Source organism: Streptomyces sp. NPDC039480, assembly GCF_055597165.1.
The window spans coordinates 210,098-236,629 of the sequence record NZ_JBVITX010000006.1; the positions used below are offsets into that span (position 1 = coordinate 210,098).

The following is a 26,532-nucleotide window of genomic DNA, read 5'->3' on the forward strand; positions in this document are numbered from 1 at the left end:
GCTCAGGCCGCCGCGGCCGGCTCCGCGGGGACCTGCGGGCGCAGCAGCGTCTGCAGACGCGTCGTACGGTCCTTCCAGAGGCGCTCAGCCACCGCGCGCGGCAGCGCCTGCTCCACGCCCTGCACGACCGACAGATGCCGCTCCCCGCGGCTGAACGCGGTGTAGACCCAGGGGCGGGTCAGTGCCTGCGCGGCGTCGCCCGGCAGCACCACGACCACCGCGGGCCAGCGCTGCCCCGTGGCCTGGTGCGCGGTGAGCGCCCACGCGTGCCGCACCTCCCGCTCCACCCGCTCCTTGGGTACGACGACGGGGGCGCCGTCGCACTCCAGGTGCAGCCCCTCCGCGTCGGCCCCCACCACGCGGCCGAGCGTCGTGCGGCCCGGGGCGGGCGCGTGCGCGACGCGGTCGTCCGGGTCGAAGCCGCCGAACCGGCCGGGGCCCGGATTCAGCCGTTCCTTCAGCGCCGTGTTGAGCGCGCGGGTGCCCGCCGCGCCGCCGTGTCCCGGCGTGATGACCTGCGTCTGCTCCGCGGGCACCCCGATCGCCCTCGGCACCGAGTCCGCGACGAGCTGCACGGTGCGGTGGATCGCCTCGGCGGCGTCCCGCACCGGGACGAGGACGACTTCCTTGCCGGGCGCCTCGACCTGGTTCAGCTCGCCGATGCCGATGCCGGACGTCAGCTCCCCGAGGGGGCCCGGGTCGGGGGTGCGCGAGACGACCTGCGGGCAGCAGCGGGCGGCGAGGAGGTCGGCGAAGACCCGGCCGGGGCCCGCCGACCACAGGACGCCGGGGTCGCCGCTGAGCACCAGGCGGGCACCGTCCGGCAGCGACTCGACGAGCATCGCGGCGGTCTCCACGTCCAGCTGCGGTGCGTCCAGGACGACCAGGAGGTCGAGCGCGAGCGCGCCGTCCGCGTCGCGTCCGGGGCCCTGGCCTCCGGAGAGCAGGCCCGCCACGGTCACCGCGGTCTCCTCCGAGCCCGTCGCCCGCGCGAGGCGACGGCGTCCGTCGGCGCTGTGGGCGGCGGCGCACACCCGCAGGCCGAGCGCCGTGGCCGCGGCGACCAGTGCGGCGGGCTCGGCGCGGGCCTCCTCGCCGCCGGAGTGCAGCACGAGGCCGTGCCCGGCGACGGCACGGATCAGCTCGGCGGCGGTCCCCGACGTCTGCGCGGCGGCGGCCTCCCAGTCGGCGTCACGGGGGCCGGAGCCGTCCTCCTTGGGCAGGGAGTTGATCACCCGGGCGAGGCCGTCGGCGAGGCTCTCCTCCGCGAGTGCGTACCTCTCCAGGCCGATCAGGATGCGGACCGGGCGAGCGGGCTCCTCGGCCGCGCCTTCCTCGTCGCCCTCGGCGTCCCGCGCGCCCTCGTCGTCCGGGCGCCGGACCGGCACCTCGGCCCCTTCGAGGGCGTCCTGGAAGACCAGGGCGTCGCCCTCGGCGAGCGCGCTCTGCACGGCCGCGTCCGGATCCGGCACCGCACGCTGCCCGAGCGCGGCGGTCAGCGCCGCGGAGTCGAGCGCCGTGTGCCCGGCGAGGGCGGCCTGCTCCAGGAGCCACACGGTGATCGCACGGCCCCTGCGCTCGTCGTCGGGGCCGCACTCCGGGCCGAGCAGCGCCCTGGCGAACCCGTCGGCCTGCTCCGGCCGCACCCCGGCGACCCGCAGCAACTGCCAGGGGTCCTCGCGCAGCAGCCCGTCGGCGCCCTCGCCGAGCGCGGCCGCCGCCGGCGCCGCGAGGGCGGCCGGCGCGCCTCCCTCGGCGAGCACGGCGGCGACGGCCTCGACGGTCTCCGTCGCGGGCGCCCGCGACAGCTCCGGCTGCTGCGGGCGCACGGGCTCCGGGGCGGCGGACGGCGCGGGCCTGCGCGGCGCGGGCTGCGGATCACGGAAGGCGCTCGCGACGGGCTTCTCGCCGCTTTCCACGGCCCGCACGGCGGCCAGCAGATCGGCGGCGGTCCCGCTCAGCTTCGCCCCGGCCCCGATCGGCCCCTGCTTCGACGCCTTCCGCTGCTCGATCCGCTCCCGCAGCTCGCGCTGGGCGGCGATCTCCGCCTCGGCCTCGGACAGCTCGGTGCCCTCGGCCTTGGCCTCGCCCTCGACCTCTCCCTCCTGCGCCTGCGGTGCCTCTGACGTCTCCGGCGTCTCCGGCGTCTCAGAGGTGTCCGGCGTGGCTTCCTCCGCGCCGGGCGACTCCGCCTGCTCCGCGGCAGCGGCCTCGGGGTCCTCCGCGGCAGCGGGTTCCGTACTCACAGCGTGCTCCAGTCGTGATCGGGATAGCGGTGCACCGGCGCCGACACGTCGTCGAGCGCCCGGCAGATCTCGTCAGGAAGACTAAGGGTCTCCACTGACAACGCGGCGGTGAGCTGCTGCGCGTTGCGCGCGCCGACGATCGGGGCCGTCACTCCGGGGCGGTCCCGCACCCACGCGAGGGCGACCTGGAGCGGGGTGGCCGCGAGCCCGTCGGCGGCCGTCGCGACCGCGTCGACGATGCGGCTCGCCGTGTCGTCGAGGTACGGCGCGACGAAGGGCGCCAGCTGATCCGAACCGCCGCGCGAGTCGGCGGGGGTGGCGTGGCGGTACTTCCCGGTGAGCACGCCCCGGCCGAGCGGCGAGGACGGCAGCAGGCCGACTCCGAGGTCGATGGCCGCGGGCAGCACCTCGCGCTCGACGCCGCGCTGGAGCAGGGAGTACTCCATCTGCGTACTGGCCAGGCGGGTGCGGGTGCCGGGCGGTGCGAGCTGCCATGTGGCGGCCTTGGCGAGCTGCCAGCCGCAGAAGTTGGAGACCCCCGCATAGCGGGCCCGCCCGCTGCTGACCGCTATGTCGAGGGCTTGCAGCGTCTCCTCCAGAGGTGTCTCCGGATCGAAGGCGTGCACCTGCCACAGGTCCACATAGTCCGTGTTGAGGCGGGTGAGGGAGGCATCGAGCGCGGCGAGCAGATGGCCGCGCGAGCCGTCGAAGCGCCGCTCGGGGTCCGGGACGCTGCCCGCCTTGGTGGCGATGATCAGGTCGCGCCTGGGCACGAGTCGCTCGACCAGACGCCCGAGCAGATACTCGGCCTCCCCGTCGCCGTACACATCGGCGGTGTCGACGAGGGTGCCGCCCGCTTCCCAGAACACCTTCAACAGCTCGGCGGCGTCGTTCTCCTCGGTGTGACCCCAGGTGAGGGTGCCGAGTCCGATGCGGGACACGCGAAGGCCGGTGCGGCCGAGATGCCTCTGCTCCATGGGCGCTGAGATTACTGGCCGGACCTCGGCGGCGGGCGGGCCTGTGGACGAACCAGTGATTGTGGAGAACTCGGTCACCCTTTACAGTCCCCGGCACAGGGACGTTACTCATGAGTACAGCGGTAAGGGGATCTGTCATGCAGCTCGGGATCAACCTCGGCTACTGGGGCGCGGGGATGGACGCGGACAATCTCGCCGTGGCCAAGGAGGCCGACAAGCTGGGTTACGCGGTCTGCTGGGCGGCGGAGGCGTACGGCTCGGACGCGGCGACGGTGCTGTCCTGGGTGGCCGCGCAGACCGAGCGCATCGACATCGGGTCCGCCATCTTCCAGATCCCGGCCCGGCAGCCGGCGATGACCGCGATGACGGCGGCGACCCTCGACTCCCTCTCCGGCGGCCGCTTCCGGCTCGGCCTCGGCGTATCGGGCCCGCAGGTCTCCGAGGGCTGGTACGGCGTGAAGTTCGACAAGCCGCTGGCACGCACGCGTGAGTACGTCGAGATCGTCCGCAAGGCCATGACCCGGGAGCGCCTCTCGTATGAGGGCGAGCACTGGACGCTGCCGCTGCCCGGTGGCCCCGGCAAGCCCATCAAGCTGACCGTCCACCCGCAGCGCGAGCACATCCCGCTGTACGTCGCCGCGATCGGCCCCAAGAACCTGGAGCAGACCGGCGAGATCGCCGACGGCGCGCTGCTGATCTTCCCGGCCGCCGAGCATCTGGAGGAGACGGCGATCAAGCACCTGCGCGCCGGGCGCGAGAAGGCGGGCCGGACGATGGACGGCTTCGACGTCGTCCCGACGCTGCCGCTCGCCGTCGGCGAGGACTCTCAGGTCGGCACCCTCGCCGACATGTTCCGGCCGTACACCGCCCTCTACGTCGGTGGCATGGGCAGCCGGAAGCAGAACTTCTACAACCAGCTCGCGCAGCGCATGGGGTACGAGAAGGAGGCCGCCGAGATCCAGGACAAGTACCTGGCGGGCGACAAGGACGGGGCGGCCGCCGCCGTGCCGCAGCAGCTGATCGACTCGACCACGCTGCTCGGTTCCGTGGACCGGATCGCCGACCGGATGCAGGCCTACGCCGCCGCCGGGGTCACCACGCTGACGCTGGCCCCCGCCGGCTTCACGCTGGAGGAGCGGATCACGGCGCTGCGAGCCGGCACGGAGGCACTGGAGCGCGCCGGTCTGGCGTAGCGGTTGGAACGAAGTCCGCGGCCGTGGTGGGGGCTCGGGGGGTCTTCCCCGCCACGGCCGTCACGAGGAACAACGCCTCACCGAGCCCACGGTTACGGCCTCGTGGCGGTGCCGCTGTCCTTCGTTCGGCGGAGCCGACCCGTACACCTGTTGCCCCCTGCGGGACCTCGCACTTGACTCGTCTTTCGCGGAGGTCCGTCCGCGCAGGGCATGGAGGTGCCAGTGATGCTGTCGGCCAGAAGTGTCTTCAAGGAGATCCTCGACGACGACGAGTCGTTCCGGCTCTTCTGCTCCATCGCGGCCGGCGGCGAGGCCCAGGGAGGCTGGGAGAACGGGCGCATCGCCGCGCTCGTCCCGGAGACCGAGCGCGCGCTCGCCCCCAAGATCGCCCGGCACGGCGCCGACGAGGACAAGCACGGCCGCATCTTCCACGCCCTGCTGAAGAAGCGCGGCCTGCGCCCCGTCGACGTCCCGCCCGAGACCGACTACACGATGCTCCTGGAGCGACACGGAATCGGTCTCGCGCACGACCGGCTGAAGGCCACCGAGCCCCTCACCGTGCAGGACATCGTCACGTACCTCGCGCACAGCAGGGTCACCGAGCAGCGGGCCTCCGAGCAGATGCGCCTGCTGCTCAGGTACTTCGCCGACGACCCGGACATCGGCCGCGCGGTGCGGATGATCTCCCACGACGAGGACAACCACCTGGCGTACTGCCACGAGGAGTTGCTGCGGTTCGCGTACGCCGGACACGGCCCCGCCATCCAGCGCACGCTGCGCGACTGCGCGCTCGCCGAGATCCGCGTCCACCGCGACGTGAGCCTCGCGGTGATGGAGCGCATGGGGCGCCTGCTCGGCTGGACCCCGGCCAAGCGGCAGCTGCTCGCCGCGGGCGTCCACGCCCTGCACGGCTACGAGAGGGCGGGCGGCTGGCGGCGGATGGTCTCCCTGAAGCCGCCCCGGCGGCGCGACGCGCTGGGCGGCCCCGCGACGACGGCCGCCGAATTCGCCTGACGCCGCTCACACAGGAACGCCGCTCGCGCAGGGCTGCCCCTCGCACAGGGCTGCCACTCACACCGGCATGCCGCTCGCGCCGAACCCGGTGCTACATCCAGCCCCGCCGCTTGAACATCCGGTACAGGACGACCTCCAGGACCGCCATCAGGAGGAGCACGGCCGGATAGGTCCACCACCAGTGCAGCTCCGGCATGTGGTCGAAGTTCATGCCGTAGACGCCCGCGATCATCGTGGGGACCGCCGCCATGGCGGCCCAGGCCGAGATCTTCCGCATGTCGTCGTTCTGCCGGACGCTCATCTGCGCCAGATGGGCGGACAGGATGTCCGACACCAGCCGGTCCAGGCCCTCCACGGACTCGTTGACGCGCGTCAGGTGGTCGTTGACGTCCCGGAAGAACGGCCGCGCCGTCTCGTCCACGAAAGGCACGGAGGGGCTGAAGGGGCCCGCTCCGGAGAGGCGCGCCACGGGCAGCGACAACGGCCCGGTGGCCCGGCGGAACTCCAGGATCTGCCGCTTGAAGGTGTAGATCCGCGACGCCGTGGGGCGCGAACGGCCGCCCTCCGGAGAGAAGACCTCCGCCTCCAGGATCTCCAGGTCGGCCTGCAACTCGTCGGCGACCTCCAGATAGTGGTCCACAGAGGCGTCCGCGATGGAGTACAGGACCGACGTCGGGCCGTGCTTCAGAACGTCCGGATCGGCCTCCAGACGGTGGCGCACGGCACCGAGGGGCGCACCCTCGCCGTGCCGGACGGTCACCACGAACGAGTCACCCACGAAGATCATGACCTCGCCGGAGGAGACCGTGTCGCTGTCCGGCTCGTACACGACCGGCTTGAGGACCATGAACAGCGAGTCGTCGTAGACCTCCAGCTTGGGCCGTTGGTGCGCCTTGAGGGCGTCCTCCACGGCCAGCGGGTGCAGCCCGAACTCCTGGCTGACCTCGTCGAACTCCTTCGCCGTCGGCTCGTGCAGCCCGATCCACACAAAGGCGTCACCCGTCGCCCGCGCCTCCCCCAGGGCGTCGGAAAAGTCCTGGGGGCCTTCGCTGCGGCGCCCCTCGCGATAGATGGCACAGTCGACAATCACACTGCGCATTGTTCCCAGCCACCCCGGGGGTTGCACTTCCTCGGCGCTTAGGCTGGTCCGCATGCCCACGCTGATACTCGTCCGGCACGGACGTTCCACCGCCAACACCGCCGGTCTGCTCGCCGGGTGGACCCCCGGCGTGGCCCTCGACGAGCGGGGCGCCGCGCAGGCCGCCGCGCTGCCCGGACGGCTCGCGGCCCTGCCGATCGCCGAGGTCGTCACGAGCCCGCTGCAGCGCTGCCAGGAGACCGTCGCGCCGCTCCTAGCCGCCCGGCCCGGGCTCCAGGCGCACACGGAGGACCGCATCGGCGAGTGCGACTACGGCGACTGGTCGGGCCGCAAGCTCGCCGAGCTCACCGACGAGCCGCTGATGGAGGTCGTCCAGCAGCATCCCTCCGCGGCCGCGTTCCCCGGCGGCGAATCGATGCGGGCCATGCAGACGCGGGCGGCCGAGGCGGTCCGCGAGTGGAACGCGCGCGTGGAGCGCGAGCACGGCGAGGACGCCATGTACCTGATGTGCTCGCACGGCGACATCATCAAGTCCCTTGTCGCCGAAGCCATCGGTCTCCACCTCGACCTCTTCCAGCGCATCTCCGTAGAGCCCTGTTCCGTCACCGTCATCCGCTACACCCGGCTGCGCCCCTTCCTCGTACGCCTCGGGGACACCGGTGACTTCGCCTCGCTGGCGCCGCGCGAGGAGCCGCCGAGCGGCGATGCGACAGTCGGGGGCGGTGCGGGCGCACCGTGATCGTCGCCCGCAGTAGGGTGAAGCGGTTGCGGCAGCCCTCTCGCGGTCGAAGCAGCCCTTTGAAGCAGCAGCCCTCTTGCAGTCGATCCAATGGAGACAGGTCGTGTCCCGTCAGGTGTTCCTCTACGACCCCCCGGAGCGTTTCGTCGCGGGAACGGTCGGGCTGCCCGGACGGCGTACGTTCTTCCTCCAGGCCTCCGCGGGGGTCAGGGTGACCAGCGTCGCCCTGGAGAAGACCCAGGTGGCCGCGCTCGCCGAGCGCATGGAGGAACTCCTCGACGAGGTCGTGCGCCGCAGCGGGGGCAGCGCTCCCGTGCCGGCCGTCGCCCCCACCGAGGTCGCCGACAGCGCGCCGCTCGACTCCCCCGTGGAGGAGGAGTTCCGGGTCGGCACCATGGCGCTCGCCTGGGACGGCGAGGAGGAGCGGATGGTCGTCGAGGCCCAGGCGCTCGTCGAGCTGGACGCCGACACGGAAGACGATCTCGCCGCCGCGGAGGAAAGGCTTCTGCAGGACGACGAGAACGGCCCGCCGATGCTGCGCGTCCGCCTCACCGGCGCCCAGGCCCGCGCCTTCGCCAAAAGAGCCCTCGACGTCGTGAACGCGGGCCGCCCGCCGTGCCCGCTGTGCAGCCTCCCGCTCGACCCGGAAGGACATGTATGCCCGCGCCAGAACGGATACCGGCGGGGAGCGTGAGCGTCGACCCCGTCACGCTCCTCACCCACGGGGAGCTGACCGTGCGCGGCCGCATCCGCGAGGCCTCGAACGCGGTGCTGTACTGCACGGTCGCGTACGAGGGACAGGAGGCCGCCTGCGTCTACAAGCCGGTCGCCGGGGAGCGCCCCCTGTGGGACTTCCCCGACGGCACGCTCGCGCAGCGCGAGGTCGCCGCGTACGAGGTGTCGCGGGCCACCGGCTGGGACCTGGTGCCGCCGACGGTCCTGCGGACGGGACCGCACGGCGAGGGCATGTGCCAGCTGTGGATCGAGGCCTCGGGCGATGCGGAGCTGCTCGCCCTGGTCGACGGCGACGAACCGGGCGAGGGCTGGAAAGCGGTCGGCTTCGCGCAGGTCGACGAAGAGCGGACGGCGCTCCTGGTGCACGCAGACGACGTACGCCTGCGCCGCCTCGCGGTGCTCGACGCCGTGATCAACAACAGCGACCGCAAGGGCGGCCACCTGCTGCCCGCCGACGGCCGGCTGTACGGCATCGACCACGGCGTCACCTTCCACGTCGAGAACAAGCTGCGGACGCTGCTGTGGGGGTGGGCGGGGGAGCCCCTGCCCGAGGAGGCGGTCGACGCCCTCCAGGCCCTGCAGGACGGCCTCAAGGAGGGTGCCGCGCTCGCCGAGCGGCTGAGCGGGCTGATCACCGCCGCGGAGACCGAGGCGCTGCGCGCGCGGGTTGCCGCCCTGCTGGAGTCGGGACGCCACCCGGAACCGACGGGCGACTGGCCCGCGATTCCCTGGCCACCGGTCTGACCCGAGCGGCCCGCACCGGGCCCCGCACACACCGGCCGAACGCGCAAGAGTGCGGGATCGGCCAGCCTTCCGATGATCCCCACTCGTATACGGACGCCCCGTCCGGTTAGGCTCAGGGCATGCATGCCTGGCCCGCTTCTGAGGTCCCCGCCCTTCCTGGCAAGGGCCGCGACCTCCGGATCCACGACACCGCGACCGGTGGACTCGTCACCCTCGACCCCGGTCCCGTCGCCCGTATCTACGTCTGCGGCATCACTCCGTACGACGCCACCCACATGGGTCACGCGGCGACCTACAACGCGTTCGACCTCGTGCAGCGCGTGTGGCTCGACACCAAGCGGCAGGTTCACTACGTCCAGAACGTGACCGACGTGGACGACCCGCTCCTGGAACGCGCCAACCGCGACGGCAAGGACTGGGTCGAGCTCGCCGAGGGCGAGACCGCCCTGTTCCGCGAGGACATGACCGCGCTGCGCCTCCTGCCGCCGCAGCACTACATCGGAGCCGTCGAGGCGATACCCGGCATCGTGCCGCTCGTCGAACGCCTCCGTGACCTGGGTGCCGCCTACGACCTCGACGGCGACGTCTACTTCTCCGTCGAGTCCGACCCCCACTTCGGGGAGGTGTCAGGGCTCGACGCCGCCGCCATGAAGCTGCTCTCCGCCGAGCGCGGCGGCGACCCGGAGCGGCCGGGCAAGAAGAACCCGCTCGACCCGATGCTCTGGATGGCAGCCCGCGACGGCGAGCCGAGCTGGGACGGCGGCTCGCTGGGCCGCGGCCGGCCCGGCTGGCACATCGAGTGCGTGGCCATCGCCCTGGACCACCTGGGCATGGGCTTCGACATCCAGGGCGGGGGATCGGACCTCGCGTTCCCGCACCACGAGATGGGCGCCTCCCACGCCCAGGCCCTGACCGGCGAGCACCCCTTCGCCAAGGCGTACGTCCACGCCGGCATGGTCGCCCTGGACGGCGCCAAGATGTCCAAGTCCAAGGGCAACCTCGTCTTCGTGTCGAAGCTGCGCCGCGACGGCGTCGACCCCGCCGCGATCCGCCTCGCCCTCCTCGCGCACCACTACCGCGCGGACTGGGAGTGGACGGACGGCGTCCTCGAAGAGGCCGTCGAGCGGCTCGGCCGCTGGCGTGCCGCCGTGTCCCGTCCCGACGGGCCCGCCGCCGAGGCGCTCGTCGAGGAGATCCGCGAGGCCCTCGCCGACGACCTGGACGCGCCCAAGGCGCTTGCTGCGGTCGACCGCTGGGCCGCGCGGCAGGACGCCGAGGGCGGTACGGACGAGGGTGCGCCCGGCATCGTGTCGCGCGCGGTGGATGCGCTCCTCGGAGTGGCCCTGTAGCGGTACTGCGGCTGTCGTCGCCGAGGCGCCGGGCGGAGAATTCTCCGCCCGGCGCCTCCGTTCACTCACACGAGGGTCACTTCGTGACCACGATGGCCAGCAGGTAGCCGGGGTTGTTGATGTCGTAGTAGCCGATCACCTGCTGCCCGAAGGCGTACGCCTCCTGGACCTCGTCGCGGGTGTGCGGGCTGGGGTTGACGAAGGCCCGCCAGGCGTTGTCGATGTGCAGGTAGAGGATGTCCGCCTGGCCGGGGAGCGGCTGGACGACGTCCCAGAACGCCGTCGCGATGTTGGACGCGAGCGTCTGGGTGGAGATCTCCGGCGCGTGCGCCTGCGGGATCTGCTGCTCCTGCTGCTCCTGGCCGAACTGCTGGAGCAGGTGCTGGAAGGGCTGCTGCTGGCCGAGCTGCTGCAGCTGCTGACGCAACTGCGGCGGGACCTGCTGCATGCCGGGCTGGCCCTGGATGCCCTGTTGACCCTGCATGCCCTGCTGGCCCTGGATGCCCTGCTGGGAGCCGTACTGCTGCTGGCCGATGGGCTGCTGCTGGTACTGCTGCTGCCCCTGTTGCCGCGGCGGGGCCGTGCTCGGGCTCTGCTGCTGGCCGTACTGCTGCTGCCCGTACTGCTGCTGTCCCTGGTGCTGACCCTGTTGACTCATCTGCGGGGTGGTGCTCATGCCTGTGCCACCTTCCCTCACTGATTGGTTGGTTGATCGGTTCAGCCTGTGACGACGAGGCCGACGACCTCGTCGTCCGAGAACCAGACGCGTACGTCCGGCCGGCCCCCGGCGAAGGAGGCGTGGACCGCCTGCCGCGTCTCGGGGGACGGGTTGTCGAGGTTGCGCCACTGCCCGGCCACGAACAGCCGGAGCCGCGGCGGGAGTTCCGGCGGATAAGGGAGCAGCTCGTCCCAGTACCGCTCGGCCTGCCCCGAGCCCACCGCCGACGGCAGCAGGTTCGTGACCGCCGCCTTGATGTCGGGGCGGTTGCCGATGCGCTGCGACGCGGGCCTGCCCGGCGCGTCCTGTTGCGGCGACCCCGTGGAGCGCAGCAGCGCCCGCGCCCGGTCGGGGGTCATCGGCGGCTGGCCCGCGGCCTTCAGCATGCCCTGCAGCGCGGCCAGGGCACCGACGACGATCGGTGACGCGGAGGACGTGCCGGAGAACGTGTCGGTGTACCAGGCGACCTCGTCGGCGCCGCCCTGGAGGTCGCCGGGCCGGTCCCAGGAGCCGCCGGTCGTCGTGGTCTCGCGGCCCCAGCCCTGCGCGTCCACGCGGGCGCCGTAGTTGGAGAACGCCAGGCGCGAGCGGTCCGGGCCGTGGTCGCGGCCGTGCGTGCCGGGCGGCGGCGCGCCGGCCCCCACCAGGACCGCGCCGGAGGAGCGGTTGGTCGGGTTGAAGGGGTTGCGCCACCAGGACGGGAAGCCCTCGGGCCGGTGCTCGTAGACCGCGTCGTCCAGGGACTCGGCGCCGTTGCCCGCCGCGCCCACGACGAGCACGCCCTTCGCGGTGGCGTGGCGCACCGCGGCGTAGTCGTCGGGCCACCACTCGATGGCGATGTAGCCCTTCTGGTCGTCGCGCGGCTCGAAGTCGAACTTCGGTCCGGGGCGGTGCAGTTCGAGGAGGATGATGTCGCCGCGGTTCAGCCGCTCGGCCGCCGCGTGGATGGTGGCCGCCGTGCCGAGGGGCTGGAAGGAGGCGGCCGCCGTCACGGCCTCCGGGACGATGCCGGTGACGCCGAGGCTGTTGCGGTCGCCGCCGAGGACGCCGATCACTGCGGTGCCGTGGTTGCGCCAGGCCACGTCCTGGATGGGCGTGCCGACGACGACACCCGCGAGCTTCGCCGCTAGGTCCTCGTGGCGAAGCTGCCAGGCGCCCTCGACGTCGATGACGGTGACGCCCTCACCGGAGCCGCCGATCCGCTGCCACGCCCAGCGGGCGTCGATGCCCTCGGGGGCCGGCTCCAGATAGCCCTGGCGGCTGGTGAAGTCGGGCGTGACGGGCATGCCCTCCTTGCGGCGCCGGGTCGCGTCGTCGAGGTCGTGCGGCTGGGTGGGCGACGGGTCGATGGAGGCGGGGACGGCGCCCGGTTTGACGTACGCCGTGTCGATGCCCGGCAGCGCCGCCATCCGCGCCCGCAGCTCCTCGGACCGGTCCTCGCCGCCGCGGACGCGGTAGAAGAGGGCCAGGTCGGGGATGTCCTCGTCGTCCGCGGCCGGGGGCGCCGCGGCCCGCAGCCGTTCTTCGTTGCCGAACAGCGGCTCCAGGGAGAGCTGTTCGTCGGAGAGGAACATGTTCAGGGCCGACACGTCGGAGCCGGAGGCCGAGCGGACGTCCCGCTCCCCGGCGCGCAGCCGGGCCTCGGGCCGGGCGACGACGATCAGCTCCTGGACGGCTTCTCGGTAGGTGAATCCCATTCCGTCGGGGCCCGGTCCGCCGGCTCCTGGGTCCCGCGCCGGGTCTGCCTGCTCGGTCATCGCTTCACCGCTCCCTTCACTTCTTCGGGTGCCGTGCTGTGCGCTGCGCCAGGTTTCCGGGGCACACCCTGCTACGGCAGAGCCGCGCCGTCCACCCCTCTTTTGAGCAACAGTGTTTGAAGGGAAGTTGAAGAGGGAACCCCGTGCAATTCGGCCACGGGCAACGCAATGGGACGGCACCCGCACGGGTGCCGTCCCATCGTGCTGAAAGCGCTACGAACCCTCAGTCGTCCGAGGAATCGGCCGAACCGGAGTCGTCGTTGTCGCTCTCGCCCTCCGTGCCCTGGCCGGGCCGCTGGGTCGGCTTCGGCTTCGGCGGCCGGGTCCGGTCGCTCGGCGTGTCCCGCAGGTACGCCGCGCCGTCGCCGCCGTCGCGGCGCCGCAGATACCGCTCGAACTCGCGGGCGATGGCCTCGCCCGACGCCTCCGGCAGCTCCGCGGTGTCCCGCGCCTCCTCCAGCGACTGGACGTACTCCGCGACCTCGCTGTCCTCGGCGGCCAGCTGGTCCACGCCCACCTGCCAGGCGCGCGCGTCCTCGGCCAGCTCGCCCAGCGGGATGCGCAGCCCGATCAGGTCCTCCAGACGATTGAGGAGCGCGAGCGTGGCCTTCGGGTTGGGCGGCTGCGACACGTAGTGCGGGACGGCCGCCCAGAGGCTGACGGCCGGGACGCCCGCGTGCGTGCACGCCTCCTGGAGGATGCCGACGATGCCCGTCGGCCCTTCGTACTTGGTCTCTTCCAGGTCCATGGTGCGCGCGAGGTCCGGGTCGGACGTCACGCCGCTGACCGGAACCGGGCGGGTGTGCGGGGTGTCACCGAGCAGCGCACCCATGATCACGACCAGCTCGACGCCCAGCTCGTGCGCGAAGCCCAGGATCTCGTTGCAGAACGAGCGCCAGCGCATGGACGGCTCGATGCCCCGCACCAGAACCAGGTCGCGCGGCTTGTCGCCACCGACGCGGACCACCGAGAGCCGCGTCGTCGGCCACGTGATCTTGCGCACCCCGCCGTCCAGCCAGACCGTCGGACGGTTGACCTGGAAGTCGTAGTAGTCCTCGGCGTCCAGCGCCGCGAACACCTCGCCCTTCCACTCCTTGTCGAGATGCGCGACCGCGGCGGAGGCGGCGTCACCGGCGTCGTTCCAGCCCTCGAACGCGGCCACCATGACCGGGTCGACCAGCTCGGGAACCCCCTCGAGCTCGATCACCCAGGCCTCCTTCCGATGTTCCCTTGCGTACGCCCCAACCTTACGGCGTCGGCGGGGTCCGTCCGCAGCCCCCTTGCGTGGGGGAGTGCGTGATCACTGCCCACGCTCGGCGCCGGGAAACGGCCGCCTCGCGGTCTCAGAGCGTCGAGCGGAGCCACTGCTCCACGCTCGCGATGTGCACCGTCGCCCACGACCTGGCCGCTTCCGCGTCGCGGTCGCGCAGCGCGGTGAGGATCGCCCGGTGCTCGTGCAGGGTGCGGCTCACCGCGTCCTCCTGGGTCAGACCGCGCCAGATGCGGGCCCGGGTGGTGGGGCCGGAGAGGCCGTCGAGGAGGGAGCAGAGGACGGAGTTGCCGGACGACTGGACGATGCCGCGGTGGAACTCCAGGTCGCAGGCGACCAGCTCCTCCACGGAGGGCGCGTCGCCCAGGGCGTCCAACTGCCGGGTCAGCGTGTCCAGTTCGGCTTCCGTGATGTGGGCGCACGCCATCGCCGTGGCCGCCGGTTCCAGGATGCGGCGCACCGCGAGGAACTCCAGGACCGTGTCGTCGCGGTGGAAGTCGACGACGAAGCTCAGCGCCTCCAGCAGGAGTTGCGGGTCCAGGCTGGTGACGTACGTGCCGTCCCCCTGGCGCACGTCGAGGATGCGGATCAGGGCGAGGGCGCGCACCGCCTCGCGCAGCGAGTTGCGCGAGAGGCCCAGCTCGGCGGCGAGTTCGCTCTCCTTGGGCAGCCGGTCACCGGGACGCAGCGCGCCCGAGACGATCATGCCCTTGATCTTCTCGATGGCCTCGTCGGTGACCGCCATGGGACCTCGCCTCAAGAGTCGGGGATCGATCAGAGAATCGATCTCGGAAATCGATCAGGGAATCAACAGACACAATCAACAGACAGAATCAACAGACATCCGATGTGTGAGCTGATTATGTCCCCTGAGGGAGGTCCGGGAAGCCCGGCGTCAGCCGAAGCGTTCGATCCGGATCCGGTCCACCGGCTGGCCGCCGTCCACCAGCAGCCGCGAGGCGTGCTCGGCGAAACCGTTGGAGCCGCAGATGTACGCCTCCCAGCCGCCATCGGGCTGCCCCGCAGCGGCCAGGAACGGCGCCAAGTGGGCCGCGTTCAGGCGGCCTTCGGAGCGGGTCAGGACGACGGTGGTCTCGTCGCCGTACTCGTTCGCGTAGATCAGGTCCTCCGGCGTGCGCGCCGAGACGATGAGGCGCAGCGGCACGTCGAGCCCCGCGAGGCGGTGGTGGCGGACCATCGACATCAGAGGCACCACGCCGGAACCGGCCCCGAGAAGCAGCGCGGGGCGGTCGCCCGGCCAGGCGAAGAAACCGGACAGCGGCCCGCGCACCTCGACCGTGTCGCCGACCCGCGCCACGGTGTGCAGATGCCCCGACACCTCGCCGTCCAGGACGTGGTCGAGGGTCAGCTCGATCTCGCCGCTGCCGTCGGGGGCGGAGGCGATCGAGTAGTGCCGCTGGGCGACATAGCCGTCCTCGGCGGTGAGCCGCAGCATCAGGTGCTGGCCCGGCAGATGCCCCTGCCACTCGGGCACCTTCAGACGGAACGTCGAGGCGGCCGGGGTCTCCCGGCGGATCTCCAGCACGGTGGCGCGCTGCCACAGGGCGGCGGAGCGATTGCTCACCGCGATGCGGCCGGGCACGGCGAACGCCGTGGGCGGCACGAACGGCGCCGGCGTCGGCGTCGATGAGGCGGTGTACGAAGGTTCAGTCACCGGAGTAGCGCTCCTCGGCCCACGGGTCGCCCCGGTGGTGGTAGCCGTTCTGCTCCCAGAAGCCCGGCTCGTCGCGGTCGGAGAGCCGCAGCCCCGCGACCCACTTGGCGCTCTTCCAGAAGTAGAGGTGGGGGACGATCAGACGGGCGGGACCGCCGTGCTCGGCGGGCAGCGGCTCGTCGCCGTACTCCCACACGATCCACGCCCTGCCGCCCGTCACGTCGGCCAGCGGGAGGTTCGTGGTGTAGCCGGTGTGGGAGTACGCGATGACATGCGTCGCGCCGGGGAGCGGGCGGGCCGCCGCCAGGAACGTGTCCAGGCTCACTCCGCCGAACCGCACCCCGAACTTGGACCAGCTCGTCACGCAGTGGATGTCCCCCCGGTACTCGGAGGCGGGCAGGGTGTGCGCCTCGTCCCAGGTCCAGGTGCGCGGGGCCGCGACCAGGCCGTCGACGCGGAACGTCCAGTCGGCGGCGGAAAGGCGCGGGGTGACCTCGGCGGACAGGACGGGCCAGCCGTCGCCCGCGTCGTACTGCCCCGGCGGCAGCCGCGGGTCGCGGTCGGCGGCGCGGGCGCGGCCGGTGAAGCCGCGGGTGGGTTCGAACGTCATACGGAGGGTGCCACTTCGGAGGTTGTCGCTTCAGGGGGTGTCGCTTCAGAGGTCGTCGCCGCGTCCCGCAGGGCCCGCAGGACGGCCGGCTCGTCGAGGGTGAGCAGGTCGCGGCCGCGCATCAGGACGCGCCCCTCCACCACAGTGTCCCGGACGTCGGCGGCCGACGCGGCGTACGCGAGCATCGACCACGGGTCGTGCCGGGGCGTGAGGTGCGGCCGCTCCAGGTCGAGGACGATCAGGTCCGCGCGCTTGCCCGCCTCCAGCGAACCCAGCTGGTCGCCGAGGCCCAGCGCCCGCGCCGACTCGATGGTCGCCATCCGCACCGCCTGCTCGGCGCCGACCGCCGTCGGGTCGCCGCCCGCCTTGTGCACGAGCGCGGCCACCTGCACCGCGCCGAGCAGGTCCAGTGTGTTGGAGCTCACGGCGCCGTCGGTGCCGAGGCCCACCGTGACGCCCGCGTCGAGCAGCTCGGGCACGCGCGCGATGCCGCAGCCCAGCTTCAGGTTCGACACCGGGCAGTGCGCGACGCCCGTGCCCGTGCGGGCCAGCGTCGCGATCTCCGCGTCGGTCAGGTCGACGGCGTGCGCGAGCAGCGTGTCGGGGCCGAGCACGCCCAGTGAGTCGAGCAGCTCCACCGGGCGCATGCCGTGCTGCTCGGTGACGGTCGCCACCTCGCCCGCGTTCTCCGCCGCGTGGAGGTGCAGCAGCGCGCCGTGCTCCCGCGCGAGCGCCGCGATCGCCGTGAGCTGCTCGGGGTTCAGGGTGTACGCGGAGTGCGCGAAGACGACCGGGCGGGTGCCCGGCGCCGGGGCGTGCGCCTTCAGGTGCGCGGCCGCCCAGCCGAGCCGCTCGCCGTAGGGGCGGCCGTCCGGCGGCTCCGGCACGTCCATGAACGTCGGTCCCGTGAGTAGCCGCCATCCGGCGTCGCGGGCCGCGTCCGCGGCGGCCTCGTGGAACCAGTACATGTCGAGCGCCGTGGTGACGCCGCCGCGCACGGACTCGGCGATGGCGCCGCGGATGCCCGCCGTCACCGTGTCCGGCGACAGCAGCTCGGCCTCGCGGGGGATCACCCGGGCCAGGAAGCCCTGGAGCGTGACGTCGTCGGCGATGCCGCGCAGCAGCGTCATCGCGAGATGGGTGTGCGTGTTGACGAGGCCCGGCAGGACGAGGCAGCCGCGCGCGTCGATCTCCTCGGCCGCCTCGTACGCGGCGCGCAGCCGGTCGGCGGGGCCCACCTCCACGATGCGGCCGCCGCGGACGGCGACCGCGCCGTCGGTCACGAGGGTGCCCGCCGCGTCGACGGTCAGCACGTCGCCGCCGTGCACCAGCAGGTCTATGGAGCCGCCGCGGTCCTGGGCCGGCAGATCAGTGGATTGCATCGGTTCCGTTCTCCATGGTTCAGCGTTCGGCCGTGGCCAGCAGGCGCAGCGCGTCCAAGGTTATCCGGGCGCCCCGGTCGACCCCGTCGGCGACCACGTCGCGGTGCGGGTCGTAGGCCCCCGTCGAGAAAGGCGCCTCCTTGTCGACCAGCTCGTCGGCGTTCGCGCCGTCCACGACCAGCGCGCCGCCCGCGGTCAGACCGTGCGTCGAGGCGAAGACGAGGAGCGCGGACAGCTCCATCTCGATGGCGGCGATCCCGGCGGCCGCGTACGCCTCGCCGGGCAGCGGCAGGAACCCCGGCTGGAACGCGGCCCGCGTCCACACCACGCCCCGGTGGTGCGGCGCACCGGCCGACCGTGCCGCGCGCTGCAGGGCGAGCACCGCCTCCGGCGCGGAGAACGCCGGGTACTCGGCGGGGATCAGCTGCTGCGTCACCCCGTCGTCGCGCACCGCCGCGTCCGCGATGACCAGGTCGCCGTCGCGGATGCCGGGGCGGATCGCGCCCGCCGTGCCGAGCCGCAGGATCGTGGTGACGCCCGCCTCCGCGAGCTCCTGGAAGAGGAGGATCGCGCCGGGCGCGCCGACGCCGTGCGAGGCGACGACGACCGGAGTGCCCTGCCAGGTGCCGGTGAAGGTGCGGTACTCGCGGTGGTACGACACCTCCTTCGCGTCGGACAGGAGGTCGGCGACGGCGGCCGCGCGGCCCGGGTCGCCGACGACGACCGCCTGCGCGGGCAGGCCTGCGCGGGGCACACGGGTGACGGGCAGTGCGTCGATGAGCGACGTCATGAGGATGCTCCTACCAGAGACTTGGGGCGCTGCGAGCGCTTGCCGCGCGCCGTGGACCTGCGGCGCGCCGTGGACAGGAAGAGGGCGACCAGGGTCACCACATAGGGGGCGGCGTCGGTCGCCTGCTGCGGCAGACCGTTGCCCTGCAGCCGGAACCCGACCGCCTCCGCGACACCGAAGAGCAGCCCGGCGAGCAGCACCCCGAGCGGCCGGGCGCGGCCCAGCATGACGGCGACCACGGCGATCCAGCCGCGCCCCGCCGTCATGTTCTCCGAGAACAACGTGACGTTGCCGAGGGCGAGTTGGGCGCCCGCGAGACCGCAGAGCAGGCCGCCGGCGAGCACGGCGGCGTACTGGTACTTCGCCGGGCTCACCCCCAGCGTCGCCGCCGCGTCCGGCGCCTCGCCGACCCCGCGCAGCCGCAGCCCCCACGGATGGCGCGCGAGGAACACGGCGGCGACGGCGACGGCCGCCCACGAGATGTAGACGAGAGGCGAGTGCCCGGACAGGACGGGACCGAGGAAGGCGAGGTCGACGCCGCCGAGGCCTGCGAGGTCCGGGTCGGAGAACGTGCCCTGGACGCCGAAGACGGTCCGCAGCAGAAAGCCGGTCAGGCCGACCGCGAGCAGGTTGAGCGCGACGCCGAGCACGACGGCGTCGCCCCGCAGAGTGATGGTCCCCACGGCGAGGATCATCGCGTACGCGGCGGAGGACAGGGCCGCGAACAGGACACCGAGCCAGGCGCTGCCGGTGAACCAGCTGCCCGCGACCGCGCTGAAGCAGCCGATCAGCATCATGCCTTCGAGCCCGATGTTGAACACGCCCGCCCGTTCACAGATCGCGCCGCCGAGCGCCGCGAGCAGGATCGGGGTGAGCGCGAGGAGCGCCGAGTGGAACAGCGCGGAGTCGACGGACATCAGAGGTCCCCCTCGGGGCGTACGGACTTCTTGGCACGTCGCCAGGTGAACTGGAGGCGCGCGGCCAGGAAGACGATGACGACGGCCTGGAGGACCTGCGTCAGCTCGCGCGGCACCTCCGTGGCCCGCTCCATGGCGAGGCCGCCGACGTCGAGCGCGGCGAAGAACAGCGCGGCGACCGCCGTCCCCACCGGCGCGGCGGAGGCGAGGAGCGCGGCCGTCAGACCGGTCCAGGTGTGCCCGTCGGCCGCGGTCAGCGAACCGTCGATGAAGCGGTACGGGAAGCTGAGCACGCCGATCGCGCCGACGAGCCCGGCGACGGCTCCGGAAACCGCCATGAGCCGCAGCGTGAGCCGAGGCCCGTCGACGCCCGCGTACGCCGCGAAGCGCGGGTTGAGCCCCGTCATGCGGATCTCGTAACCGGTGGCCGTGCGGGCGTCCGTGAAGACGAAGACGCCCGCGGCGACCACGACGAGCACGAGCCCCACCGTGACCGTCGACGAGCCGAAGGCGGGCAGCTCCACGCCCTCCGGGAGCCGCCGGGTCTGCGGCAGGCTCGACCCCTCCTCCTTGAGCGGGAAACGCGCGAGGTACGAGGCGAAGGACATCGCCGGATAGCTGAGCAGCAGACTGCTCACCAGCAGCGGCACACCGAACCGGTTCTGGCAGAGCGCGGCGAGCGCGGCATAGGCGGCGCCCGCCAGCATGCCGGCGAGCAGCGCGGCCACGACGGCGAGCGGCGCGGGCAGCGGGACGTGGAGGCCGGTGGCCGCGGCGGCGATCCCGCCGAGCACCAGCTGTCCGTCGCCGCCCAAATTCAGCAGGCCCGCCCGCATCGGCACGGCCAGCGCGACGGCGAGGCCGAGGATGCTGGTCCCGGTGGTCAGCGTGGACCCGATCCCGTCGGGCCCGAGCGAGCCGCTGACGACGGACTCGTACGCCCCGAGGGGATCGGCCCCGGTCCCGACGAGGAAGAGCGCCCCGACGAGGACGGCGGCGACGACGGAGTGGAGGGCGGGGGAGCGCAGGGCACCGTCCGCGACGGAGCGCAGGGTGCGCCCCGCGACGGAGCGTCCCTTGGAGGGGCTCTCGACGGTCATGTCAGGGGGTCTCCTTGAGGGGCGCGGGTGCGGCGGGCGGGGTGGCTGCCTCGGCAGGAGAGCCGGGGGAGTCGGGGGAGCCCGTCGGCGCGCCGCCCGCCATCGCGAGGCCCAGCCGCCGCTCGTCCGCCTCCTCGCGGGTGAACTCGGCCGCGATCTCCCCCTCGTACATCACGAGGACCCGGTCCGACAGGCCGCGGATCTCGCTGAGCTCGGCGGAGACGAGGAGGATCGCGTGGCCCGCGTCGCGGTGTGCGACCAGGTGGTCGTGGATGGTCTGGACGGCGCCGATGTCCACCCCGCGGGTGGGCTGCTCGACGATCAACAGCGGGGATGCGTGGGCCAGTTCGCGTCCGATGACGAGCTTCTGCAGGTTGCCGCCGGAGAGCGAGCCCGCCGCGTGCCCGGGCGACGCCGCCTTGATGCCGAACCGTTCGACGAGCACGCGCGCGTGCTCGCGGAGTCGGCCGGGGCGCAGCAGGCCGTGCCCCCGGTGGTGGCCCATGGCGAGGTTCTCCGCGATCGTCGCGGCCGGTGCCGTGCCGACGGCCGCGCGGTCCTCGGGGACGTATGCGAGGCCCGCGGCCCGGCGCTCCGCGGCCGACGCGTCCGTGACGTCGTGCCCGGCGAGCGTGACCCGGCCCGCCACGGTCGGCCGCAACCCGGTGACAGCTTCGATGAGTTGGGACTGGCCGTTGCCCGCGACGCCCGCTATGCCGACGATCTCCCCGGCGCGGACGGTGAGCGACACGTCGCGCACCCCGTCCGCCGTCAGACCGTCGACGGCGAGGACCGTGCCGCCCGGCGAGCCCGACGGATGCACCCGGTCCAGTTCCACCGCGCGTCCCGTCATGGCCGCCGCGATGCCGTCCGCGCTCGTGTCGCTCGTCCGCAGGCGCGCCGCGACCCGCCCGTCGCGCAGCACCGTCACCGGGTCGCTGCCCTCCATGACCTCGCGCAGCTTGTGCGTGACGAGGAGGACGGTACGGCCCTCGTCCGCGAGGGAGCGGAGGACACCGAAGAGCGCGTCCGCCTCCGCGGGGGTCAGGACGGCGGTCGGCTCGTCGAGGATGAGGGTGCGGGCGCCGCGGTGGAGGAGCTTGAGGATCTCCACGCGCTGGCGCACGCCCACCGGCAGGTCCCCGACCTTCGCCGCGGGGTCGACGGCGAGCCCGTGCTCCGCGGCCAGCGCACCCACCCGCCGGACCGCCTCCGCCCGGTCGACGAGGCCGAAACGCCGCGGTTCGGCGGCGTACACGACATTCTCCGCGACCGTGAAGGAGGGGAACAGCTTGAAGCTCTGGTGCACCATGCCCAGGCCCGCGGCGATCGCCTCGCTCGGGCTCGCGAAGGACACCTCGCGCCCGTCGAGCAGGATCTGCCCGGCGTCCGGACGCGTCAGCCCGTACAGGACGGACATCAGCGTGGACTTGCCCGCGCCGTTCTCCCCCATCAGGGCGTGGATCTCACCGCGCCGCACGGTCAGGTCGACCCGGTCGTTGGCGAGCGTGCCGGGGAACTCCTTGGTGATGCCCCGCAGTTCGACGGCGAACGGGGCGCCGGTGTCCTCAGGCGGCGGGGTCATCGACGGTCAGCTTTCCGGCGGCGATGTCGTCGCGCAGCTTCTCGACGCGCTTCAGCACGTCCTTGTTGGCGGGCTCCGCGATCAGGCACTTGGAGTCGGCGAGCCCCGGCTCCAGGCCGGTCAGCGACATGCCGCCCTCCTTGAGGCCGTACGACACGGTGGTGCCGCCCTTGCCGTCGAGGATTCGGCCGATGCCCTTCTCCACGGCGACATCGGTCTTCTTGAGCACGTTGTCGACGACGACACCGGGGCTGGTCAGGCACTGGTTGGCGTCCACGCCGTACGCCCGGAAGCCCTTGCCCTTCGCGGACTTCGCCGCCTGGAAGACGCCCGTGTTGCCCGCGGCCGCCGCCGCCATCACCTGGTCGACGCCGCCCGAGGCGAGCGTCGCCGCCTGGTCCTTGGCGCGCGCCGCGTCGTTGAACGGCGACTGCCCGCCGACGAACAGCGTCCGGGCACCGACGCCCGCCCGCACCTTCCGCGCACCCGCCGCGAAGGGCTCGCTGTACCGCCGGAACTGCGGGGTGTCGAGGACGTCGACGGCGCCGACCTTCTTGCTCCTCGTCAGGAGACCGGCCTCGGCGCCGGCCAGGAAGACGGCCTCGTGCTCGCGGAAGACGGCACAGGTGACGTTCTCGTACGTCTTCTTCGTGCACGCGTCGACGAGCAGGAACTGCTGCTTCGGGTGGGCCTCGGCCTGCTGCGCCACGATGTCCGCGAACTCGAAGCCGACCAGCGCGACGACGTCAGGTGCCGCGTCCACGGCGGAGGCGACGTTCTGCTGCCGCGAGTCGGTGTCGCTGCTCTGGAAGACCTTCTGCGAGCCGTCGTGCGCCGTCGCCGCCGCCTTCACGCCGGAGACGGCGAGCTTGAGGAACTCGTTCTGGGCGACGGGGTCGGGGGTGACGAGGATGAACGACTTGCCGCTTCCGCCGCCGTCCCCGTTCTTGCCCGAACCCCCGTTCTTGGCGGCGGCGTTGCAGCCCGTGGCCAGGAGGGCGGCGCCGACGGCCGCGGCGGTGAGTCTCAGGGACGTACGCGTACGCAGGGACAGCAGGGGCATGGGATCGCCTTCGTGGAGGTGCCCGGGGGCGGCCGGGGCGGTGACAGGAGAGTCGTACGGGTGCGAGCGGTGTCGCTCAGCGGCAACAGCGGCAACAGCGGAGACACGGCCGGCAGCGGCGCATTCGGCGGCCGCAGGACACGGCGGGGCAGCGCATCGCGTCGGCTTTCGCGGCCATGGCTGTCCTCCTCGCACCGTGGATCGGATCGATCTGTCCTGGGTGGCGGCGAGAGTAACACCGGATTTCGGACAGCCGCACGAACGTCTCGAAATGTGGTTCGAGCACGTCAGGTACGGTGACGGCACCCCTCCTCCCGTGGCCGAATCGCCCCCTTTCCTTCGGAGTTGAGCCCATGAACAGCCAGGATCTGCGCGCCGTGACGTGGATGGAGGCGGAGGGCGACGCCGCCCCGGCCCTCTCCCTCATCGACCAGACGGCGCTCCCGCACGCCCTGGAGCGGCTTGCCGTCACGACGGTCGACGGCCTGGTCGACGCGATCGTCCGGCTCGTCGTGCGCGGCGCCCCCGCGATCGGCGCCGCGGGCGCGTACGGGGTCGCGCTGGCGATGGCGCAGGCCGAACGCGAGGGCTGGGACCGGCCTCGCCTCGACGCCGAGGTGGCGCGGATCCGGGAGGCCAGGCCCACGGCGGTGAACCTGATGGTGTGCGTGGACCGGGTGCGGCCCTTCGTCGACAAGGGGATGGCCGCGGTCCGCGCCGAGGCCGACGCGATCGTCCAGGAGGACCTCGCGGCCAACCACGCGATGGGCGCGCACGGCGCCGACTGGCTCCTGGCCCGCGTGCCGGCCGCCGCGGACCGGCCGCTGCGGATCCTCACCCACTGCAACACCGGCGCCCTCGCCACGGCCGGCTGGGGAACGGCGCTCGGCGTCATCCGCGAACTGCACGCCAGGGGGCGGCTCGAAACGGTGTACGCCGACGAGACGCGCCCGCTCCTCCAGGGGGCCCGCCTGACGGCCTGGGAACTCGCCCAGGAAGGCATCCCGCACTACGTCCAGGCGGACGGCGCGGCCGCGGGCACGATTCTGCGCGGCGAGGTCGACGCGGCGATCGTCGGCGCGGACCGCGTGGCGGCCAACGGCGACACGGCCAACAAGGTCGGCACGGTCGGCATCGCCCTCGCGTGCGCACACGCGGGCATCCCCTTCATGGTGGCGGCACCCACGACGACGGTCGACCTCACGACGGCCACGGGCGACGACATCCCCATCGAACTCCGCAGCGAGGACGAGGTCCTGGAATGGTCAGGCGCCCGCACGGCCCCCGCGACCTCCCGCGGCCACAACCCCGCATTCGACGTGACACCCGGCACCCTGGTGTCGGCACTCGTCACGGAGCGCGGCGTACTGGAGGTGACGACCGGGGACCTACCGGGCAAGTCAGGCCTCCTCGGCGCCTGAGGAGGGGAGGGCCCGGGGCGGCGCCCAGGAACCCGGTCGGCCGACCGATCCGCCGCCCGCGCCCGAAAGCCTGCCCCCGCCCCCTCAACCCCGAGCCGCCGCCAGCTCCAGCAGCCACTCCACGACTTCGGCCCGATGCCGCGCCTCGCGCGGGTCCGCGCCCCACACATAGATCCCGTGGCCCGCGACGACCACCGCCGGCATTCCGGGCCGGAGGGCCGCCTCGAGGCGGTCCCCGAGTTCGGTCATGTCCTGGCTGTTCGCGATCACGGGCAGCGTCACCGACACCTCGTGTGTCGGATGCCCGAGTCCCTTGAGCATCTCCAGGTTGTCGAAGGGGATGCCGGCGGGGGAGCGCTGCCCCATGAGGACCGACGCCACCGTGTGGACGTGCACCACGGCACCCGCCCCGGTGAGCCGCACCACGCGCGCGTGGAGGGCGGCCTCGGCGGACGGCCGCCCCGGCCCGACAGCCGCGCCCTCGCCGTCCGTCAACACCACGTCGGAGGGCGTGAGTTCACCCTTGTCCCGCCCGCTGGCGGTCACGGCGAGCCGGAGCGGGTCCCGGGAGAGGACCAGAGACAGGTTCCCGGACGTCCCCCGCATCCACCCGAAGGAGGCGAACCGCGCCGCCTCCCCGGCCAGCACGGCCCCGGCCTCCGCCAGCTCCGCGGCGGTGACGTCGGTGGAGGTCTCGGTCATGAACTGCTCCCAGGGTCAGGAGTGGCGGCAAGAGGACTGATCTCGGAGAAGGCCGACACCCGCGGATGAGCGCCGAAGTCGGCGTCGGCGTACGGCTCCCCGGCCCGGCACACACCGACCGTCCGCCAGCCCGCGGCCCGCGCCGCGTCCAGCTCGCCGGGCCGGTCGGAGAGGAAGAGCAGCCCCCCGGGGGCGACCCCGGTGGACGCCGCGATGGCCCGGTAGGAGTCCGCCTCCTGCTTCGGCCCCGCGTTCTCGGTGTCGTACAGGCCGCTGACCAGCCCCAGCAGGTCACCCTCCGCGGAGTGCGCGAACCACGCCCGCTGCGCCGCCACCGAACCGGACGAGTACACATACAGCCGCACCCCGTCCGCGTGCCAGCGCCGCAGCACCGGGATGACGTCCGGATAGAAGTGCGAGACGAGCTCGCCGCGCGCGAAGCCCTCCGACCAGAGGACGCCCTGGAGCGTCTTCAGCGGAGTCGCCTTGCGGTCGGCGTCGACCCACTCGCCGAGCACCTTCTCCACGCGCCCGGCGTCGGCCTCCGGCTCACCGATCTCGGCCCGCACCTGCGCGACGGCCCGCGCCACCTCGGGCTCGTCGCCCCGCGAGGCGAGCAGTTCGCCGAACCGCTCGCGCGCGTACGGGTACAGCACGTCCACCACGAACCCGGTGGCGCTCGTCGTGCCCTCGATGTCGAGCACCACGGCGTCCACGGGGCCCAGGTCGTGATCCGTCACGCGGCGTACCCCGCGTGGATCTCGTCGAAGTCGGGGAAGCGGTCCGCGATCGGGCTGCCGGTGAAGTTCCCGATCCAGCCGTCCTCCTCGTGGAAGAAGCGGATCGCCGTGAACGCGGGGGACGTGCCCATGTCGAACCAGTGCGTGGTGCCGCGCGGCACACCGAGCAGGTCGCCCTTCTCGCAGTACACGGCGTGCACTTCGCCGTTCACGTGGAGGTAGAAGATACCGGCGCCCGCGACGAAGAAACGCACCTCGTCATCGTCGTCGTGCGTGTGCTCGGCCAGGAACTTCTGGCGGGCGGCGGCCGCCTTCGCGGGCCACTCAGGAGACCCGTCGGGATGCAGCGCCACCACGTCGACGGTCCGGAAGCCCTCTTCGGCGTTGAGCTTGTCGATCTCCGTGCGGTACGCGGCGAAGACGGTGTCGCTGTCGGCGTCGGCCGGGACGTCCTCGCGCACCGGCCACTGTTCGAACCGCACGCCTATCGGTGCGAGGGCGGCGGCGATCTCGGCGGGGTCCGAGGTGCGGCGGACGACGGTGTCGGGCCCGGCCTCCGGCCAGGTCGTCAGGAGAGTCATGGAGCACTCCAGGGCAGGTCGGACGGGTGTTCCCGGGATGGTAGCTCCCGGCCCCGGCTCGCCACAGGGTGTCCCAGTGCGTGGACGCGTAAGGGGCGGCCTCCATGGAGGCCGCCCCTTACTAC

General features: G+C 72.9%; 25 protein-coding genes. 7 read left to right on the plus strand and 18 right to left on the minus strand.

Annotation, left to right across the window (positions count from 1 at the left end):
• Positions 1-2 precede the first annotated feature (2 nt).
• Entirely contained in the window at positions 3-2,246 is a 2,244-nt protein-coding gene (locus ACZ56E_RS20545) for a helix-hairpin-helix domain-containing protein (RefSeq protein WP_471215994.1), read from the minus strand.
• Positions 2,243-3,223: an aldo/keto reductase gene (locus ACZ56E_RS20550; RefSeq protein WP_471215996.1), complete on the minus strand. Its 981-nt coding sequence runs from the start codon at positions 3,221-3,223 to the stop codon at positions 2,243-2,245. Before ACZ56E_RS20550 ends, ACZ56E_RS20545 begins: the two co-directional genes overlap by 4 nt.
• A 137-nt stretch (positions 3,224-3,360) precedes the next feature.
• Here ACZ56E_RS20550 and ACZ56E_RS20555 point away from each other — a divergent pair, with 137 nt between their 5' ends.
• Positions 3,361-4,416, plus strand: coding sequence for an LLM class F420-dependent oxidoreductase (locus ACZ56E_RS20555; RefSeq protein WP_471215998.1), 1,056 nt, complete (start codon positions 3,361-3,363; stop codon positions 4,414-4,416).
• A 225-nt stretch (positions 4,417-4,641) separates the two neighbouring features.
• Entirely contained in the window at positions 4,642-5,430 is a 789-nt protein-coding gene (locus ACZ56E_RS20560; protein WP_471216000.1) for a ferritin-like domain-containing protein, read from the plus strand.
• Between the two features lie 91 nt (positions 5,431-5,521).
• On the opposite strand, the gene corA is transcribed toward ACZ56E_RS20560, so the two are convergent.
• Positions 5,522-6,520, minus strand: a complete 999-nt coding sequence (corA, locus tag ACZ56E_RS20565) for a magnesium/cobalt transporter CorA (RefSeq protein ID WP_471216410.1) — start codon at positions 6,518-6,520, stop codon at positions 5,522-5,524.
• 61 nt (positions 6,521-6,581) lie between these two features.
• On the opposite strand from corA, the gene ACZ56E_RS20570 reads away from it, so the two are divergent.
• The 4 genes from ACZ56E_RS20570 (at position 6,582) to mshC (ending at position 10,096) form a co-directional block, all read left to right on the plus strand.
• Complete coding sequence (locus ACZ56E_RS20570; RefSeq protein WP_468612059.1) at positions 6,582-7,268, plus strand: histidine phosphatase family protein; 687 nt, start codon at positions 6,582-6,584, stop codon at positions 7,266-7,268.
• A gap of 103 nt (positions 7,269-7,371) precedes the next feature.
• Complete coding sequence (locus ACZ56E_RS20575) at positions 7,372-7,962, plus strand: DUF3090 domain-containing protein (protein ID WP_471216002.1); 591 nt, start codon at positions 7,372-7,374, stop codon at positions 7,960-7,962.
• A complete protein-coding gene (locus ACZ56E_RS20580; protein ID WP_471216005.1) occupies positions 7,926-8,747 on the plus strand; it encodes an SCO1664 family protein in 822 nt (273 codons plus the stop codon). The genes ACZ56E_RS20575 and ACZ56E_RS20580 overlap by 37 nt, the downstream gene beginning before the upstream one ends.
• A 119-nt stretch (positions 8,748-8,866) precedes the next feature.
• Positions 8,867-10,096, plus strand: coding sequence for a cysteine--1-D-myo-inosityl 2-amino-2-deoxy-alpha-D-glucopyranoside ligase (gene mshC / locus ACZ56E_RS20585; protein ID WP_398309792.1), 1,230 nt, complete (start codon positions 8,867-8,869; stop codon positions 10,094-10,096).
• A gap of 76 nt (positions 10,097-10,172) precedes the next feature.
• Here mshC and ACZ56E_RS20590 read toward each other — a convergent pair whose 3' ends face one another.
• The 12 genes from ACZ56E_RS20590 to ACZ56E_RS20645 form a co-directional block, all read right to left on the minus strand.
• Positions 10,173-10,772: a hypothetical protein gene (locus ACZ56E_RS20590; protein WP_471216007.1), complete on the minus strand. Its 600-nt coding sequence runs from the start codon at positions 10,770-10,772 to the stop codon at positions 10,173-10,175.
• A 41-nt stretch (positions 10,773-10,813) separates the two neighbouring features.
• Complete coding sequence (locus ACZ56E_RS20595; RefSeq protein WP_471216009.1) at positions 10,814-12,571, minus strand: S8 family peptidase; 1,758 nt, start codon at positions 12,569-12,571, stop codon at positions 10,814-10,816.
• A gap of 223 nt (positions 12,572-12,794) precedes the next feature.
• Entirely contained in the window at positions 12,795-13,778 is a 984-nt protein-coding gene (locus ACZ56E_RS20600; protein ID WP_468612053.1) for a PAC2 family protein, read from the minus strand.
• 136 nt (positions 13,779-13,914) lie between these two features.
• Entirely contained in the window at positions 13,915-14,586 is a 672-nt protein-coding gene (locus tag ACZ56E_RS20605; RefSeq protein WP_398309780.1) for a FadR/GntR family transcriptional regulator, read from the minus strand.
• 150 nt (positions 14,587-14,736) lie between these two features.
• Positions 14,737-15,516, minus strand: a complete 780-nt coding sequence (locus ACZ56E_RS20610) for a ferredoxin reductase (RefSeq protein WP_471216011.1) — start codon at positions 15,514-15,516, stop codon at positions 14,737-14,739.
• On the minus strand, positions 15,509-16,126 hold the full coding sequence (locus ACZ56E_RS20615) for a sulfite oxidase-like oxidoreductase (RefSeq protein ID WP_471216012.1): 618 nt from the start codon (positions 16,124-16,126) through the stop codon (positions 15,509-15,511). Before ACZ56E_RS20615 ends, ACZ56E_RS20610 begins: the two co-directional genes overlap by 8 nt.
• Positions 16,123-17,508: an amidohydrolase gene (locus ACZ56E_RS20620; RefSeq protein ID WP_471216013.1), complete on the minus strand. Its 1,386-nt coding sequence runs from the start codon at positions 17,506-17,508 to the stop codon at positions 16,123-16,125. Before ACZ56E_RS20620 ends, ACZ56E_RS20615 begins: the two co-directional genes overlap by 4 nt.
• Before the next feature lie 19 nt (positions 17,509-17,527).
• A complete protein-coding gene (locus ACZ56E_RS20625) occupies positions 17,528-18,298 on the minus strand; it encodes a nucleoside phosphorylase (RefSeq protein WP_468612048.1) in 771 nt (256 codons plus the stop codon).
• Positions 18,295-19,215 (minus strand): ABC transporter permease, encoded by a 921-nt coding sequence (locus tag ACZ56E_RS20630; RefSeq protein ID WP_471216015.1) that lies wholly within the window; start codon positions 19,213-19,215, stop codon positions 18,295-18,297. The genes ACZ56E_RS20625 and ACZ56E_RS20630 overlap by 4 nt, the downstream gene beginning before the upstream one ends.
• Complete coding sequence (locus tag ACZ56E_RS20635) at positions 19,215-20,315, minus strand: ABC transporter permease (RefSeq protein ID WP_471216017.1); 1,101 nt, start codon at positions 20,313-20,315, stop codon at positions 19,215-19,217. Before ACZ56E_RS20635 ends, ACZ56E_RS20630 begins: the two co-directional genes overlap by 1 nt.
• 1 nt (position 20,316) lies before the next feature.
• Complete coding sequence (locus tag ACZ56E_RS20640; RefSeq protein ID WP_471216019.1) at positions 20,317-21,900, minus strand: ABC transporter ATP-binding protein; 1,584 nt, start codon at positions 21,898-21,900, stop codon at positions 20,317-20,319.
• Positions 21,884-22,963 carry a BMP family ABC transporter substrate-binding protein gene (locus ACZ56E_RS20645; protein WP_471216022.1) on the minus strand — a complete coding sequence of 360 codons (1,080 nt, stop codon included), beginning with the start codon at positions 22,961-22,963 and terminating at the stop codon, positions 21,884-21,886. The genes ACZ56E_RS20640 and ACZ56E_RS20645 overlap by 17 nt, the downstream gene beginning before the upstream one ends.
• Positions 22,964-23,316: 353 nt before the next feature.
• On the opposite strand from ACZ56E_RS20645, the gene mtnA reads away from it, so the two are divergent.
• Positions 23,317-24,384: an S-methyl-5-thioribose-1-phosphate isomerase gene (gene mtnA / locus ACZ56E_RS20650; RefSeq protein ID WP_471216024.1), complete on the plus strand. Its 1,068-nt coding sequence runs from the start codon at positions 23,317-23,319 to the stop codon at positions 24,382-24,384.
• Between the two features lie 84 nt (positions 24,385-24,468).
• Here mtnA and mtnB read toward each other — a convergent pair whose 3' ends face one another.
• The 3 genes from mtnB to ACZ56E_RS20665 are packed head-to-tail and all read right to left on the minus strand — an operon-like array spanning position 24,469 to position 26,407.
• Entirely contained in the window at positions 24,469-25,086 is a 618-nt protein-coding gene (mtnB, locus tag ACZ56E_RS20655; protein ID WP_471216026.1) for a methylthioribulose 1-phosphate dehydratase, read from the minus strand.
• Positions 25,083-25,826: an acireductone synthase gene (gene mtnC, locus ACZ56E_RS20660; RefSeq protein WP_471216029.1), complete on the minus strand. Its 744-nt coding sequence runs from the start codon at positions 25,824-25,826 to the stop codon at positions 25,083-25,085. The genes mtnB and mtnC overlap by 4 nt, the downstream gene beginning before the upstream one ends.
• A complete protein-coding gene (locus ACZ56E_RS20665) occupies positions 25,823-26,407 on the minus strand; it encodes a 1,2-dihydroxy-3-keto-5-methylthiopentene dioxygenase (RefSeq protein ID WP_471216032.1) in 585 nt (194 codons plus the stop codon). Before ACZ56E_RS20665 ends, mtnC begins: the two co-directional genes overlap by 4 nt.
• Between the last annotated feature and the right edge of the window lie 125 nt (positions 26,408-26,532).

Coding starts and splice junctions, on each gene's coding strand:
- ACZ56E_RS20550 (WP_471215996.1), bottom strand. CDS start 3,223: ATGGAGCAGAGGCATCTCGGCCGCACCGGCCTTCGCGTGTCCCGCATC.
- ACZ56E_RS20555 (WP_471215998.1), top strand. CDS start 3,361: ATGCAGCTCGGGATCAACCTCGGCTACTGGGGCGCGGGGATGGACGCG.
- ACZ56E_RS20560 (WP_471216000.1), top strand. CDS start 4,642: ATGCTGTCGGCCAGAAGTGTCTTCAAGGAGATCCTCGACGACGACGAG.
- ACZ56E_RS20570 (WP_468612059.1), top strand. CDS start 6,582: ATGCCCACGCTGATACTCGTCCGGCACGGACGTTCCACCGCCAACACC.
- ACZ56E_RS20580 (WP_471216005.1), top strand. CDS start 7,926: ATGCCCGCGCCAGAACGGATACCGGCGGGGAGCGTGAGCGTCGACCCC.
- mshC (WP_398309792.1), top strand. CDS start 8,867: ATGCATGCCTGGCCCGCTTCTGAGGTCCCCGCCCTTCCTGGCAAGGGC.
- ACZ56E_RS20590 (WP_471216007.1), bottom strand. CDS start 10,772: ATGAGCACCACCCCGCAGATGAGTCAACAGGGTCAGCACCAGGGACAG.
- ACZ56E_RS20595 (WP_471216009.1), bottom strand. CDS start 12,571: ATGACCGAGCAGGCAGACCCGGCGCGGGACCCAGGAGCCGGCGGACCG.
- ACZ56E_RS20605 (WP_398309780.1), bottom strand. CDS start 14,586: ATGGCGGTCACCGACGAGGCCATCGAGAAGATCAAGGGCATGATCGTC.
- ACZ56E_RS20615 (WP_471216012.1), bottom strand. CDS start 16,126: ATGACGTTCGAACCCACCCGCGGCTTCACCGGCCGCGCCCGCGCCGCC.
- ACZ56E_RS20620 (WP_471216013.1), bottom strand. CDS start 17,508: ATGCAATCCACTGATCTGCCGGCCCAGGACCGCGGCGGCTCCATAGAC.
- ACZ56E_RS20625 (WP_468612048.1), bottom strand. CDS start 18,298: ATGACGTCGCTCATCGACGCACTGCCCGTCACCCGTGTGCCCCGCGCA.
- ACZ56E_RS20630 (WP_471216015.1), bottom strand. CDS start 19,215: ATGTCCGTCGACTCCGCGCTGTTCCACTCGGCGCTCCTCGCGCTCACC.
- ACZ56E_RS20635 (WP_471216017.1), bottom strand. CDS start 20,315: ATGACCGTCGAGAGCCCCTCCAAGGGACGCTCCGTCGCGGGGCGCACC.
- ACZ56E_RS20640 (WP_471216019.1), bottom strand. CDS start 21,900: ATGACCCCGCCGCCTGAGGACACCGGCGCCCCGTTCGCCGTCGAACTG.
- ACZ56E_RS20645 (WP_471216022.1), bottom strand. CDS start 22,963: ATGCCCCTGCTGTCCCTGCGTACGCGTACGTCCCTGAGACTCACCGCC.
- mtnA (WP_471216024.1), top strand. CDS start 23,317: ATGAACAGCCAGGATCTGCGCGCCGTGACGTGGATGGAGGCGGAGGGC.
- mtnB (WP_471216026.1), bottom strand. CDS start 25,086: ATGACCGAGACCTCCACCGACGTCACCGCCGCGGAGCTGGCGGAGGCC.
- ACZ56E_RS20665 (WP_471216032.1), bottom strand. CDS start 26,407: ATGACTCTCCTGACGACCTGGCCGGAGGCCGGGCCCGACACCGTCGTC.